This window comes from Pseudomonas sp. SCPG-7 (genome assembly GCF_002156405.1).
Classification (GTDB): domain Bacteria; phylum Pseudomonadota; class Gammaproteobacteria; order Pseudomonadales; family Pseudomonadaceae; genus Aquipseudomonas; species Aquipseudomonas parakoreensis.
The window spans coordinates 709,538-723,290 of the sequence record NZ_MVOO01000001.1 but is presented as its reverse complement, the minus strand read 5'-3'; the positions used below and the strand labels follow the sequence as shown (position 1 = coordinate 723,290).

Genomic DNA, 13,753 nt, shown 5'->3' with positions numbered 1-13,753 from the left:
CCATCGAAGGTTTTCAGTGGCGGAGTCTTGCATGCCGGCGTGGCGCACTATCAGTTTGTGGATGGATCAACTCGACGAGCCGCTGATCGCGCGGCCGGCGCTGGAACAGGATCTGGATGTCGACGTCGCCATCATCGGCGCCGGCTACACCGGGCTGTGGACCGCGTACTACCTGAAAAAACTCGCGCCGGGTCTGGATATCGCCATCATCGAGGCGCAAACCGCCGGTTTTGGTGCGTCCGGGCGCAATGGTGGCTGGCTGATGGGCAATCTGCTGGGCGAGGATCGACTGCTCGCCGGCCTCTCGCCACAACAACGCCGCGCCTCTTTTGATCTGCTGCACAGCATCCCCGATGAAGTGGAAGTTGTCCTCGAACGTGAGGGTATCGACTGCGATTATCGCAAGGGCGGGGTGCTGTACTGCGCCGCTCGCTACCCGGAACAGGAAGCCAGCCTGCGCGAATACCTCGACAAACTGCACGCCCAAGGCCTGACCGACAACGATTACCGCTGGCTGAGCCGCGAACAACTGGCGCAACAGATTCGCGTGGCAAAACCTTATGGCGGCATCTATGCGCCGCACGTGGCGACGATTCACCCGGCGAAGCTGGTGCGCGGTCTGGCGCGTACCGTGCAGAACATGGGCGTGAAGATCTACGAAAACAGCCCGGTCACGCACTGGCAGTCCGGTAGTTTGCGCACGGCCAGGGCCAGTGTGCGCAGCCGCTGGATCGTGCCGGCCGTTGAAGGCTATTCGGTAACGCTGCCGCCGCTGGGCCGCTATCAGTTGCCGGTGCAAAGTCTGATTGTCGCCACCGAACCGCTGTCGGCTGCGACCTGGGATGAAATCGGCCTCAACCGTGGCCAGGCCTTCAGCGAGTTCAGCCGTCAGGTCACTTATGGCCAGCGCAGTGCCGATAATCGCCTGATCTTCGGCGCTCGCGGCGGCTACCAGTTCGCCGGCAAGTTGCGCCACAACTTCGATCTGACCCGCGATGAAGTCGAACTGCGGCGCTATCTGTTCGGCGAGCTTTTCCCGCAACTGAAAAACGTGCAAATCACCCACGCCTGGGGCGGCAACCTCGGCATGTCACGGCATTTCAAGCCGCACATGCTTTGCGATCGGGCCAATGGCATCGCGTTGTCCGGCGGTTATGGCGGGGAAGGCGTGGGTGCCAGCAACCTCGGCGGCCGCACCCTGGCCGATCTGATTCTGGAGCGCGACACCGAACTGGTGCACCAGCCGTGGGTGCTGCAGGACGGCGGGATTCATGCGTTGCGCGCCTGGGAGCCGGAACCGTGCCGCTGGCTCGGTTACAACGCGATCATCAAAAGTTTTGTCCACGAAGACCTGACCCTGGCCAATCCGGCCACCGCACCGTGGCGGCGCAAGCTCGCCAGTCAAGTCGCGGGCTTCATGGAAGGTTTCATGCACTAACCGCCGTTTTCTTCACAAGACAGGTCACACCCATGAGCATTACGCAGTTCAAGAACACCGCCAGCCTGCAACTGGACGAATCCAACCCGGTCGCCGTGCCGATCGGCGAGCCGGTCGCGATGGCCTCGACCACCAGCGTCGAGCGCGACGACGGTGTCGAAACCGGCGTCTGGGAATGCACCCCGGGGCGCTGGCGCCGGCAGATCACCGCGCAGGAGTTCTGCCATTTCATTTCCGGGCGTTGCACGTTCACCCCGGACGACGGCGGTGAAACCCTGCACATACAAGGTGGCGACGCACTGATGTTGCCGGCCAACACGCTCGGTATCTGGGATATCCAGGAGACCGTGCGCAAGACCTACGTGCTGATTTTCTGATTTTTCGATCTTTGATTGCCTGCCAACAAAAATAGCCACCACAGGAATCACCTCATGATCCAGAAAACCCTCGCTCTGGCGCCGCTGCTGCTGGCTGCCTCCATTAGCCATGCCGCCGAAACGGTGAAGATTTACAACTGGTCCGATTACATCGCGCCGGATACCACGAAAAACTTTCAGAAAGACACTGGCATCGGCGTCACCTACGACGTCTATGACAGCAACGAAACCCTCGATGGCAAGTTGATGACCGGTAAATCCGGTTACGACGTCGTGTTCCCGTCCAACCACTTCATGGCGCGGCAGATCCAGGGCGGGGCGCTGAAGAAGCTCGACAAGAGCCAGTTGCCGAACTGGAAGAACCTCAACCCGGTGTTGCTCAAGGCCTTGCAGGTCAATGACCCGGATAACGAGCACGGTTTTCCGTACCTGTGGGGCAGTACCGGGATCGGCTACAACGTCGCCAAGGTCAAAGCGGTGCTGGGCGACAACGCGCCGGTGGATTCCTGGGACCTGATTTTCAAACCCGAGTACATGGAAAAGCTGCAGAAGTGCGGTGTCGCGATCCTCGACAACGGTCCGGAATTGTTGCCGGCGGCACTCAACTACCTGGGTTTGCCACCGCATAGCAAGAACCCCGAGGATTACAAGAAAGCCGAAGCACTGCTGATGAAAGTGCGGCCGTATGTCAGCTACTTCCACTCCTCGAAGTACACCAGCGACTTGGCCAATGGCGACATTTGCGTGGCGGTCGGCTTTTCCGGCGACATCCTGCAAGCGGAAAATCGCGCCAAAGAAGCGAAGAACGGCATCGACATTGGTTACGCGATTCCCAAAGAGGGTGCGGCAATCTGGTTCGACATGGTCGCCATGCCCGCCGATGCGCCGGACGAGAAGGCCGGTTACGCGTTCATGAACTACCTGTTGCGCCCGGACGTGATGGCCGGCATCAGCAATTACGTGCACTACGCCAATGGCAACCAGCAGGCCGACGGCCTGATCGACCCGGCCATCAAAAGTGACACCAAGGTGTACCCGAGCCCGGAGATGATGGGCAAACTGTTTGCGCTGGAAGCCATGCCGCTGAACATCGACCGGATTCGCACGCGGGTGTGGAACAAAATCCGTACCGGCAGTTAACGCAAATCAGGGTGCTTTTCCAGTATTCGCGCCGATTTCTTCGTGCGTCTACCTGATAGATCTGACAGTAGAACTTTCGCGACGGCGTTTGTAGGGTGATGCTTCATCCACATCTCGTCTGCAAAGGAGCTACATCATGACGAAGTCAGATCTGCGGGCTTACGTTGAAGAGCAAATCAATCAAGCCGCTCGGCGCATTATCGACAAGGGAACGACTTCTGATGACTTGGCAGTCAGCCGATTGAACGTGCTGCTCTCATTGCGTCGTACCTTGGACAGTAAAACCACAAATGAGGATCTTGCTGTTTGGGGCACCGTCAACGATGTCCTCCAGCAGATCGGGATTCTCTCTGGTAAAGAAACGATCTTTACCAGGCTGCAAGCCTGACCATCGGTCACGAATCTGTGATCTGCGGTTGTCGAGCACAACGACGCTACGATCTTTTGATCTTGTCTGTTCAGAAAGCAAAGTCAAGAGATCGCAGCCTCGTTTCACTCGTCAGCGCCGACAGTCTGGGTGTGCCATTTGGTTGATATCAATACAGTCTCATTGCACTAATAAAGTGCGGAAAAGTGAGACGTATCTAACAAAAAGCAACTTAGCCATATTTAATATTTAAATAGAAAATCGTCAGACAATTAGGCAAGGCCCCGCCCGTTAAAATATTCTTTCGACCCCGCGCGCATTGTTTACGGGAGTTTCCCGGAACAGCCAGATTGGATCTCAAAAAAATCCTTTACGACAGATTTCAAATTGTGTCAGGTTCGTTACGCCTTCATTGGGCGAGTGATAGGACGATCTCGCCAGGGATCGTCGCTATCTGACAAAAACTGTTCCATTGCTAAACAAGGAAGTGTGTTTATGTCGAAAGTAAAAGCTAACGCTATTGATATCACCGCAGACACATTCGTGCCTGTGGGTGCAGTGCAGTCTCTGGCGGCAACCAGTTCCGCCTGGAATCAGATCAATAGCTTCAGCCATCAATACGATCGTGGCGGCAACCTCACGGTCAATGGCAAACCCTCCTTCTCGGTGGATCAAGCCGCCACCCAACTGCTGCGAGACGGTGCTTCCTGGCACGACCTCGACAACAGCGGCAAGATCGAACTGACCTACACCTTTCTGACCGCCAAAACCGCTAACTTCAGCGGTCTGGGCGTCACCGGTTTCAGTCAGTTCAGCTCCCTGCAGAAGGCCCAGGCCGTGCTCGCCATGCAATCCTGGGCGGATGTCGCCAACGTGACGTTCACCGAAGCTTCCCGTGGTGGCGACGGTCACATGACCTTCGGCAACTACAGCGGCGGCCAGGAAGGCGCGGCGGCGTTTGCGTTCCTGCCAGGCACCGAGCCAGGTTATGACGGTCAGTCCTGGTACCTGACCGGCAGTGGCTACGACGTCAACAAAACCCCGGGTCTGAACAATTACGGGCGTCAGACCCTGACGCACGAAATCGGCCACACCCTGGGCCTGTCTCACCCTGGCGACTACAACGCCGGCGAAGGCAACCCGACTTACAAGGATGCTTCCTACGGGCAAGACACCCGCGGTTACAGCCTCATGAGTTACTGGAGTGAAAGCAACACCGCCCAGAACTTCAGCAAGGGCGGTGTGGAAGCCTATGCCTCCGGCCCGCTGATGGACGACATTGCCGCGATCCAGAAGCTGTACGGCGCCAACCTGACCACCCGTACCGGTGACACCACCTACGGCTTCAACTCCAACGCCGGTCGCGATTTCCTCAGCGCCTCGTCGTCGAGCGACAAGCTGGTGTTCTCGGTGTGGGATGCGGGCGGCAAGGACACCTTCGACTTCTCGGGTTTCACCCAGAACCAGAAGATCAACCTCAATGAAGCCTCGTTCTCTGACGTGGGTGGCATGATCGGTAACGTATCCATCGCCAAGGGCGTGACCATCGAGAACGCCATCGGCGGTTCGGGCAACGACCTGCTGATCGGTAACAGTGCGTCCAACGAGCTCAAGGGCGGTGCCGGCAACGACATCATTTACGGCGCCGGTGGTGCGGACAAACTGTGGGGCGGTTCGGGTTCGGACACTTTCGTGTTCGCCTCCAGTTCCGACTCCAAGCCGGGTGCAATCGATCAGATCCTCGATTTCGTCAGCGGTCTGGACAAAATCGACCTGAGCGCCATCACCAACGGGTCCGGCCTGCACTTTGTCAGCAGCTTCACCGGTTCGGCCGGCGACGCGATCCTGACCTCGTCGGGCGGCAACAGCCTGTTGTCGGTGGACTTCTCCGGGCACGGCGTGGCGGACTTCCAGGTCAGCACCGTTGGCCAGGCAGCGACCAGCGACATCGTGGCGTGATGTAAACGGGAAAGCGGCGCTTCATGCGTCGCTTTCTTTGCTTGCATCGTGTTGATGGCTGGGCAAGGCTAGGTGCCGGAGCGAATTTTCTGATGATCCGTAAAGTTTTTACCTACAAGGGAATGGCGTGGCTTTCGGCGGCGCTGATCATGATTTCTGGAGAAGCAACCATGGCAAGCAGCCTCAGACTTGAAGACCCCTCCGTGTTCGCCGGGCAGTGGCAGGCGATTCTGACTGCGCCCGATGACGCCCCAGAGGCGCAGGCATTGCAGGATAAACCCTCGAACACCTGTCTGATCGATCTGGAACCCAATCAGACACTGGGCAAGGGCGCCGAATGCCTGGGGGCATGGCTTGAGCAAGCGCCAGTCGGCTGGTTTCCTGATCCGGACGGCCTGTCGATCACCGGCAAGGAAGGTTCAAGAATCCAGTTCTTCAGCCGACAACGTGATGGGCTTTATCTGAGCACTTTGAAGTCGGGACTGGTGATTACGCTGACGCGCCATACACCGCAGCTGTGAACAACGCCACCGACTGAACCGTTGACTATAAGGTTTGATGTTGCAGTTATAAGCAACAGCTCAATGCAACGAGTGGCGTTGAACTGTTGAAAGTTGTTATTGAAGTGTAAGTGCAAGTTGCAAGAACCCGTCCGGTCTGTGCACGGATAATTAATAGAAGCGTCTCGCCAAAGAATGGCGGGGATTACATTCAGGAATAATCAATGAAGATGGCGAAGGCCCCAGCCACCGCTCCCTTATTCAAGGCTCTGGGTGACTATAAAAGCATTCTGATCAGCGTCGGGTGCTTTACCGCACTGATTAACGTGCTGATGCTGGTGCCCTCCATTTATATGCTGCAGGTCTACGACCGCGTGCTGTCTTCGCAGAACGAAACCACCCTGGCGATGCTGTCCTTGATGGTGGTCGGCTTCTTTGCCTTCATCGGCATGCTGGAAGTGGTGCGCAGTTTCATCGTGATCCGCATCGGCAGCCAACTGGAGCGCCGCTTCAACCTGCGGGTGTATCAGGCAGCGTTCGAACGCAACCTGTTCAAGGGCGAGGGTAATGCCGGGCAATCGCTGGGCGACCTGACCCACATTCGCCAATTTGTCACCGGGCCAGCCCTGTTCGCGTTTTTCGACGCGCCGTGGTTCCCGGTCTACCTGTTCGTGATTTACCTGTTCAACGTCTGGCTCGGGGTCCTCGCCACGGCGGGTGCGCTGCTGCTGATCGCGCTGGCGTGCCTCAACGAATACATGACCAAGAAACCGCTGGGCGAAGCTGCCGGTTACTCGCAGAAATCCAGTCAACTGGCGACCAGTCACCTGCACAACGCGGAAACCATTCAAGCCATGGGCATGCTCGGTGCGTTGCGCAAGCGCTGGTTCGGCGTGCATTCGCGCTTCCTCGGTCTGCAGAACCAGGCCAGCGACACCGGTGCGGTGATCAGCTCGATCAGCAAGACCCTGCGTCTGTGCCTGCAATCGTTGGTGCTGGGTCTTGGCGCGTTGCTGGTGATCAAGGGCGACATGACGGCCGGGATGATGATCGCCGGTTCGATCCTGATGGGCCGGGTGCTGAGCCCGATCGATCAGTTGATCGCCGTCTGGAAACAGTGGAGCGGGGCGAAGCTCGCCTACCGCCGTCTGGATGCCTTGCTGCAGGCGTTCCCACCGAGCGACGAGGCCATGGCGTTGCCTGCGCCAAAAGGCCAGATTGCCTTTGAGCAAGTCAGTGCCGGCCCTCCGGGGCAGCGCGCGGCGACCCTGCACATGGTCAACTTCGCGATTGGCGCGGGCGAAGTGCTGGGCGTGCTCGGTGCTTCCGGGTCCGGCAAGTCGACCCTGGCCCGAGTGCTGGTCGGCGTGTGGCCGACCCTGGGTGGCACCGTGCGCCTGGACGGTGCCGACATCCATCGCTGGAACCGCGACGAGCTCGGCCCCTATATCGGCTACCTGCCACAGGACATCGAACTGTTCAGCGGCAGCATCGCCGAAAACATTGCCCGGTTCAGTGAAGCCAACCCGGAAAAGGTCGTGGCTGCCGCGCAACAGGCTGGCGTGCACGAGATGATTCTGCGGATGCCGCAAGGTTATGACACACAGTTGGGCGAGGACGGCAGCGGTCTGTCCGGCGGACAGAAGCAGCGTGTCGCATTGGCGCGCGCCCTGTATGGCGACCCGAGCCTGGTGGTGCTGGATGAGCCGAACTCCAATCTCGACACCGTCGGTGAGGCCGCGCTGGCCAGCGCCATCGCCCAGCTCAAGGCCAAGGGCACGACCGTGGTGCTGGTCACACACCGCTCTTCGGTACTGGCCCAGGCCGACAAGTTGCTGGTGCTCAACGACGGTCGTCTGCAGGCATTCGGCAACAGTCAGGACGTACTCAGGGCGCTGTCCGGCGCTCAGGAACAATCACGGGAAAAATCTGCGCAGGCACCGGGCGGGCTCAGCATGAGCCGGCAGTACCAGCCCACGACAAGGAATTCGGGTGTATGAGCAGCGCCAGCATGAACACTGAAAACGAAGCCTCCATGGAACACGCATACGTCACCGAGCGCCCGGAGCGCGATGCGAAATTCTTCGCGCGCATGGGCTGGATTCTGGCCATCGTCGGCGCCGGCAGTTTCTTCACCTGGGCCGCACTGGCGCCGCTGGATCAAGGCATTCCGGTGCAGGGCACCGTGGTGGTGTCGGGCAAGCGCAAAGCCGTGCAGTCAATGAGTGCCGGCGTGGTCAGCCGGATTCTGGTGCGCGAAGGCGAGATCGTGAAACAGGGCCAGCCACTGTTCCGCCTCGACCAGACCCAGGTCGCGGCCGACGTGCAGTCGCTGCAAGCCCAGTACCGCATGGCGTGGGCCAGCCTCGCGCGCTGGCAGGCCGAGCGCGATAACCTCAAGCAGGTGACCTTTCCGGCAGAGTTGAGCAATGATCCGGATCCGCGTCTGGCGCTGGTCCTTGAAGGCCAGCGTCAACTGTTCAGCAGCCGCCGTGAAGCGTTTTACCGCGAGCAGGCCGGTCTGCGCGCCAGCATCGAAGGTGCCACCGCGCAACTGGCGGGCATGCGTCGCGCCCGCACCGACCTCAACGCCCAGGCCGATTCGCTGCAGCAACAACTGAGCAACCTGCAGCCGCTGGCGGACAACGGCTACATCCCGCGCAACCGCTTGATGGAGTACCAGCGGCAGCTGTCGCAAGTGCAGCAGCAACTGGCGGAAAACACCGGTGAAAGCGGCCGGGTGGAGCAGGGCATCCTCGAATCGCGCCTGAAGCTGCAACAGCATGGCGAGGAATATCAGAAGGAAGTGCGCACGCAACTGGCCGACGCGCAGCTCAAAAGCGTGACCCTGTCGGAGCAACTGACTTCGGCCGGTTTCGACCTGCAGCACAGCGAGATCCTCGCCACCGCCGACGGCGTGGCGGTCAACCTTGGCGTGCACACCGAAGGCGCCGTGGTGCGTCAGGGCGAAACCCTGCTGGAGATCGTCCCGCAAGGCACCACCCTGGAAGTCGAAGGGCACTTGCCGATCAACTTGATCGACAAGGTCGGCACGCATCTGCCGGTCGATATCCTGTTCACCGCGTTCAACCAGAGCAAGACCCCGCGCGTGCCGGGTGAGGTCAGCCTGATTTCCGCCGACCAGATGGTCGACGAGAAAACCGGCGTGCCGTACTACGTGTTGCGCAGCAGCGTCAGTGATCAGGCGATGGAAAAACTCCATGGCCTGGTGATCAAGCCCGGTATGCCGGCGGAAATGTTCGTGCGTACGGGCGAACGTTCACTGCTCAACTACCTGTTCAAACCGCTGCTCGATCGGGCCGGCTCCGCGTTGACCGAAGAATAAGGATGTTCGGCTGTATGAATAAGCTTTCGATGTTGGGGGCGGCGTTCGCGCTGCTCGCAGGAAACAGCGCACTGGCGGCCATGGGACCATTCGAGGTCTACGAACAGGCATTGCGCAACGATCCGGTGTTCCTCGGCGCGATCAAGGAGCGCGACGCGGGCCTGGAAAACCGCATCATCGGCCGCGCCGGACTGTTGCCAAGACTGGGTTACAACTACAACCGGGGTCACAACACCTCGAAGGCCACGCAACTGACCGCTCGCGGCAACCTGACCGAAGACCGCAACTACAACAGCTACGGCTCGACCCTGACCTTGCAGCAACCGTTGCTCGACTACGAAGCTTATGCGGCGTATCGCAAAGGCGTGGCGCAATCGCTGTTCGCCGACGAGGCGTTTCGCGGCAAGAGTCAGGAGCTGCTGGTACGGGTGCTGGACAACTACACCAAGGCCTTGTTCGCCCAGGATCAGATCGATATCGCCCAGGCCAAGAAGAAGGCTTACGAGCAGCAGTTCCAGCAGAACGAACACATGTTCAAGCAGGGCGAGGGCACGCGCACCGACATTCTGGAAGCCGAGTCGCGCTATGAACTGGCGACTGCCGAAGAGATCGAGGCGCGCAACGAGCAGGACGCCGCGCTGCGTGAACTGGGCGCGCTGGTCGGCGTGCAGACGGTGGATATCAGCGAGCTGGCACCACTGGATCAGAACTTCCAGACCTTTGCGTTGATGCCGGCCAACTACGACACTTGGCATGAGCTGGCGATCAGCAACAACCCCAACCTGGCGTCGCAACGGCAAGCGGTAGAAGTGGCCAAGTACGAAGTCGAGCGCAACCGCGCCGGGCACCTGCCGAAAGTCAGTGCCTATGCGTCGATCCGCAAGACTGAATCGGACAGCGGCAACACCTATAACCAGCGCTATGACACCAACACCATCGGCTTTGAAGTCAACGTTCCACTGTATGCCGGTGGCGGGGTGTCGGCCTCGACCCGTCAGGCCAGCCGCACCATGGAGCAGGCGGAATACGAACTCGACGGCAAGACCCGCGAAACTTTGATCGAACTGCGCCGCCAGTTCAGCGCCTGCCTGTCGGGCGTCAACAAGTTGCGTGCCTACCAGAAGGCCCTGGCGTCGGCTGAAGCGCTGGTGGTGTCGACCAAGCAAAGCATTCTTGGCGGTGAACGGACGAACCTCGATGCGCTGAACGCCGAACAGCAACTGTTTACTACCCGCCGCGATCTGGCTCAGGCGCGCTATGACTATTTGATGGCCTGGACCAAGCTGCATTACTACGCGGGGACCTTGAACGAACAGGATCTGGCGCGGGTGGATGAGGCCTTCGGACAAGGCCCGAAAACCCAGTAACACTGAAAATCCTGTAGGCGCTTGAAGCAGAGCAAAAGATCGCAGCCTGCGGCAGCTCCTACATTGAGCAAGAACTGGCTGAACAGTAATCCCTGTAGGAGCTGCCGAAGGCTGCGATCTTTTGATCTGGCTGTCAGTGCCTGCAAAACAATAAGAAAAGTGAGTGGTGAACATGGACGTACGCATCAAGCCGGCAGCGGTCGGCACCCTGTTGCTCGCAGTTTCCATCGCGCAAGCCCATGCGCAGTACCTTGAATCCGGCAAGCCCGGCGATCCCGCCAGTTGGCGCAGCGCCGAATTCCAGCGCGACTGGGGCCTGGCGCGGATGCAGGCCGATCAGGCTTACGCCGCCGGTATCACCGGCAAAGGCGTGAAGATCGGCGCCCTCGACTCCGGCTTCGATGCCGCCCACCCTGAGTTCGCCAGCGACCGCTACCACCCGGTGCTGGCCTCCGGCAGTTACGTCGACGGTTCGCTGTTCAGCGTCAATGGCACCCTCAACCCCAACAACGACTCCCACGGCACCCACGTGGTCGGCACCATGGGCGCCAGCCGTGACGGCACCGGCATGCACGGCGTGGCCTACAACGCACAGATCTACGTCGGCAACACCAACAACAACGACAGTTTTCTCTTCGGCCCCAAACCCGATCCGCGCTATTTCAAAGCGGCCTACGACGCTCTGGCCGCTGCCGGCGTACGTGCGATCAACAACAGTTGGGGCAGCCAGCCGCCGGATGTCAGCTACCGCACTTTGGCCGATCTGCACGCCGCATACGCTCAGCACTGGAATCAGGGCACTTGGCTCGACGCGGCGGCGGACGTCTCGCGCCGTGGCGTGATCAACGTGTTCAGTGCCGGCAACAGCGGCTACCCGAACGCCAGCGTGCGCTCGGCGTTGCCGTACTTTCAGCCGGATCTGGAAGGCCACTGGCTGGCAGTCTCCGGGCTGGACCAAAGCAATCAGCAGAAGTACAACCAGTGCGGCATCGCCAAATACTGGTGCATCACCACGCCGGGTGCGAAGATCGACAGCACCATTCCGGGCGGCGGTTATGCGATCAAGTCCGGCACTTCGATGTCCGCGCCGCACGCCACCGGGGCGCTGGCGCTGGTGATGGAACGTTATCCGTACATGAACAACCAGCAGGCGCTCGACGTGCTGCTGACCACCGCCACGCAACTCGACGGTTCGGTCACCGATGCGCCGACCGAGCGGGTCGGCTGGGGCGTGGCCAACCTCAATCGGGCGATGCACGGGCCGGGACAATTGCTCGGCGCGTTTGATGCCAATCTGGCCGCCGGGCAGAGCGATGTGTGGAGCAATGACATCTCCGACAAGGCATTGATTCAGCGCCAGCGCGAAGACCTCGCCGAACACCGCGCCTGGCAGCAGACCCTGCAGGACAAAGGCTGGCAAAACGGTATTCCGGCCGGCGCCAGTCAGCAGGATCAGACTGACTACGCCGTGGGCATGGCCCGTGATGCTGCAGCGGCGACGCGGGTCTATCAGGGCAGCCTGATCAAGTCCGGGGCAGGGCGTTTGCTGCTGACCGGTGACAACACCTTCCGCGGCGCGACCACGGTCAATGGCGGCTTGCTCAGCGTCAACGGCTCGCTGGCCTCGGCGGTGACGGTCAATGACAGCGGCACCCTCGGCGGTTCGGGGCGGATCGCCTCGTTGAACGCCAACAGCGGCGGCCGCGTGGCACCGGGCAACTCCATCGGCACGTTGAACGTTGCCGGTGACGTGACCTTCGCCCCAGGCTCGACCTACGCGGTAGAGCTGTCGCCGATCAGCAGCGACCGCATCGTCGCCGGCGGTAGCGCGAGCGTCAGCGGTGCCACGGTCAGCCTGTCGCTGGAAAACAGCCCGACCCTGCTCAGCACCACTCAAGCGCGCAGCCTGCTTGGGCATTCGTACGACATTCTGCAAGCAGCCGGCGGCATTCAGGGTCAGTTCGGCGCGGTGCTGCCGGACTATCTGTTTATCGGCGGCAACCTCGACTACGCGGCCAACGCCATTCAGCTCGACATCCAGCGCAATGCGACCTCGTTCGCCAGCGTCGGGCGGACCCCGAATCAGCGTGCGGTGGCGACTGCAGTCGAAGGTTTGGGCGCCGGCAACTCGGTGTACGAAAGCTTGCTGCTGTCAGCGTCTGCCGCTTCGGCGCAACAGGCGTTCCAGCAACTCAGCGGGGAAATCTACCCGGCACTGGGCTCGATGCTGATCAATGACAGCCGCCAGTTGCGCGACGCGGTCGGCGAACGTCTGCACGATGCCAACGCCACGCCAGGCAATGGCTGGATCAAGGCCCTTGGCGCCTGGGGTTCGACCGACGCCGGTAACGACACTTCGCGCTACAGCACCTCGATCGGCGGCTTGCTCGCCGGTGTAGACGGCGCGCTGGATGAGCAGACGCGCATCGGTCTGGTCACCGGTTACAGCGACAGCTCGCTGAACATGGGCTCGGACACGCACTCGTCGGCCAAGGTCGACAGCTATCACCTCGGCGCTTACGCCGGTCACGACATCGGCGCCTGGCGCCTGAGCACCGGCGCGGCCTACAGCTGGCATCGCGCCGATGTGAAACGCGATCTGCAATACGGCGACGTCAGCGCCAAACAGAAAGCCAAGGTCGATGCAGCCACCACGCAGGTCTTCGGCGAAGCGGCTTATCGGCTGAATCTGCAACCGCTGGCGCTGGAGCCGTTTGCCAACCTTGCTTACGTGCATCTGGATACCGAAGGCTTTACCGAAAAGGGCGACGCTGCGGCACTGAAAAGCTCGGGCGATCAGCACGACGCAGTGCTCAGCACTCTCGGTGTACGGGCGGTCAAGCGCTTCAATCTGTCGACTCAACAGTCGCTGGATGTCAGTGGTCGTCTCGGCTGGCAGCACAGCCTGAGCGACATCGACGCCGAACAGCATCTGCGCTTCGCCAGCGGCAGCACACCGTATTCGGTCGAGAGTTCGGCACTGGTGCGTGATGCGGCGCTGGTCGGCGTGCAAGCCAGCCTGGCGTTGAGCAAGGACGTACGGGTCAACCTCGATTACAACGGACAACTGGCCAACCGCGAGAAGAGCCACGGCGTGGGGTTGAGCCTGAACTGGCAGTTCTGACGGAGGGCGTGCGCGTATCCCTGTAGGCGCTGCCGAAGGCTGCGATCTTTTGACTTTGATTTTTTAACAACAAGATCAAAAGATCGCAGCCTGCGGCAGCTCCTACAGGGGGATGTGAGCACACACCTGTGGTGA

General features: G+C 60.5%; 10 protein-coding genes. All 10 read left to right on the top strand.

Annotated features, from left to right (window positions below):
• The first annotated feature begins 31 nt into the window (after positions 1–31).
• The 10 genes from B1722_RS03270 to B1722_RS03225 all read left to right on the top strand — a co-directional run bounded on the left by B1722_RS03270 (position 32) and on the right by B1722_RS03225 (position 13,618).
• Entirely contained in the window at positions 32–1,438 is a 1,407-nt protein-coding gene (locus B1722_RS03270) for an FAD-binding oxidoreductase (protein WP_086791338.1), read from the top strand.
• Between the two features lie 32 nt (positions 1,439–1,470).
• Positions 1,471–1,815: a cupin domain-containing protein gene (locus B1722_RS03265; RefSeq protein ID WP_041064185.1), complete on the top strand. Its 345-nt coding sequence runs from the start codon at positions 1,471–1,473 to the stop codon at positions 1,813–1,815.
• A gap of 54 nt (positions 1,816–1,869) precedes the next feature.
• A complete protein-coding gene (locus B1722_RS03260) occupies positions 1,870–2,955 on the top strand; it encodes a polyamine ABC transporter substrate-binding protein (protein WP_041064182.1) in 1,086 nt (361 codons plus the stop codon).
• Between the two features lie 136 nt (positions 2,956–3,091).
• Positions 3,092–3,343, top strand: a complete 252-nt coding sequence (locus B1722_RS03255; RefSeq protein WP_041064179.1) for a hypothetical protein — start codon at positions 3,092–3,094, stop codon at positions 3,341–3,343.
• A gap of 474 nt (positions 3,344–3,817) precedes the next feature.
• Positions 3,818–5,281: a serralysin family metalloprotease gene (locus B1722_RS03250; protein ID WP_041064176.1), complete on the top strand. Its 1,464-nt coding sequence runs from the start codon at positions 3,818–3,820 to the stop codon at positions 5,279–5,281.
• A 92-nt stretch (positions 5,282–5,373) separates the two neighbouring features.
• A complete protein-coding gene (locus B1722_RS03245) occupies positions 5,374–5,802 on the top strand; it encodes an AprI/Inh family metalloprotease inhibitor (protein WP_152620430.1) in 429 nt (142 codons plus the stop codon).
• A gap of 203 nt (positions 5,803–6,005) precedes the next feature.
• The gene (locus B1722_RS03240; protein WP_086791335.1) at positions 6,006–7,781 is read left to right on the top strand and encodes a type I secretion system permease/ATPase; all 1,776 of its coding nucleotides are present in this window, start codon (positions 6,006–6,008) and stop codon (positions 7,779–7,781) included.
• On the top strand, positions 7,778–9,127 hold the full coding sequence (locus B1722_RS03235) for an HlyD family type I secretion periplasmic adaptor subunit (protein WP_007963525.1): 1,350 nt from the start codon (positions 7,778–7,780) through the stop codon (positions 9,125–9,127). Before B1722_RS03240 ends, B1722_RS03235 begins: the two co-directional genes overlap by 4 nt.
• A gap of 2 nt (positions 9,128–9,129) precedes the next feature.
• Positions 9,130–10,494: a TolC family outer membrane protein gene (locus tag B1722_RS03230; RefSeq protein ID WP_047597221.1), complete on the top strand. Its 1,365-nt coding sequence runs from the start codon at positions 9,130–9,132 to the stop codon at positions 10,492–10,494.
• A gap of 172 nt (positions 10,495–10,666) precedes the next feature.
• Positions 10,667–13,618, top strand: coding sequence for an autotransporter serine protease (locus B1722_RS03225; protein ID WP_086791333.1), 2,952 nt, complete (start codon positions 10,667–10,669; stop codon positions 13,616–13,618).
• The last annotated feature ends 135 nt before the right edge of the window (positions 13,619–13,753 follow it).

Bases quoted from the DNA above. Each gene is read 5' to 3' on its own strand.
- B1722_RS03270 (WP_086791338.1), top strand. From the start codon at position 32: ATGCCGGCGTGGCGCACTATCAGTTTGTGGATGGATCAACTCGACGAG.
- B1722_RS03265 (WP_041064185.1), top strand. From the start codon at position 1,471: ATGAGCATTACGCAGTTCAAGAACACCGCCAGCCTGCAACTGGACGAA.
- B1722_RS03260 (WP_041064182.1), top strand. From the start codon at position 1,870: ATGATCCAGAAAACCCTCGCTCTGGCGCCGCTGCTGCTGGCTGCCTCC.
- B1722_RS03255 (WP_041064179.1), top strand. From the start codon at position 3,092: ATGACGAAGTCAGATCTGCGGGCTTACGTTGAAGAGCAAATCAATCAA.
- B1722_RS03250 (WP_041064176.1), top strand. From the start codon at position 3,818: ATGTCGAAAGTAAAAGCTAACGCTATTGATATCACCGCAGACACATTC.
- B1722_RS03245 (WP_152620430.1), top strand. From the start codon at position 5,374: ATGATCCGTAAAGTTTTTACCTACAAGGGAATGGCGTGGCTTTCGGCG.
- B1722_RS03240 (WP_086791335.1), top strand. From the start codon at position 6,006: ATGAAGATGGCGAAGGCCCCAGCCACCGCTCCCTTATTCAAGGCTCTG.
- B1722_RS03235 (WP_007963525.1), top strand. From the start codon at position 7,778: ATGAGCAGCGCCAGCATGAACACTGAAAACGAAGCCTCCATGGAACAC.
- B1722_RS03230 (WP_047597221.1), top strand. From the start codon at position 9,130: ATGTTCGGCTGTATGAATAAGCTTTCGATGTTGGGGGCGGCGTTCGCG.
- B1722_RS03225 (WP_086791333.1), top strand. From the start codon at position 10,667: ATGGACGTACGCATCAAGCCGGCAGCGGTCGGCACCCTGTTGCTCGCA.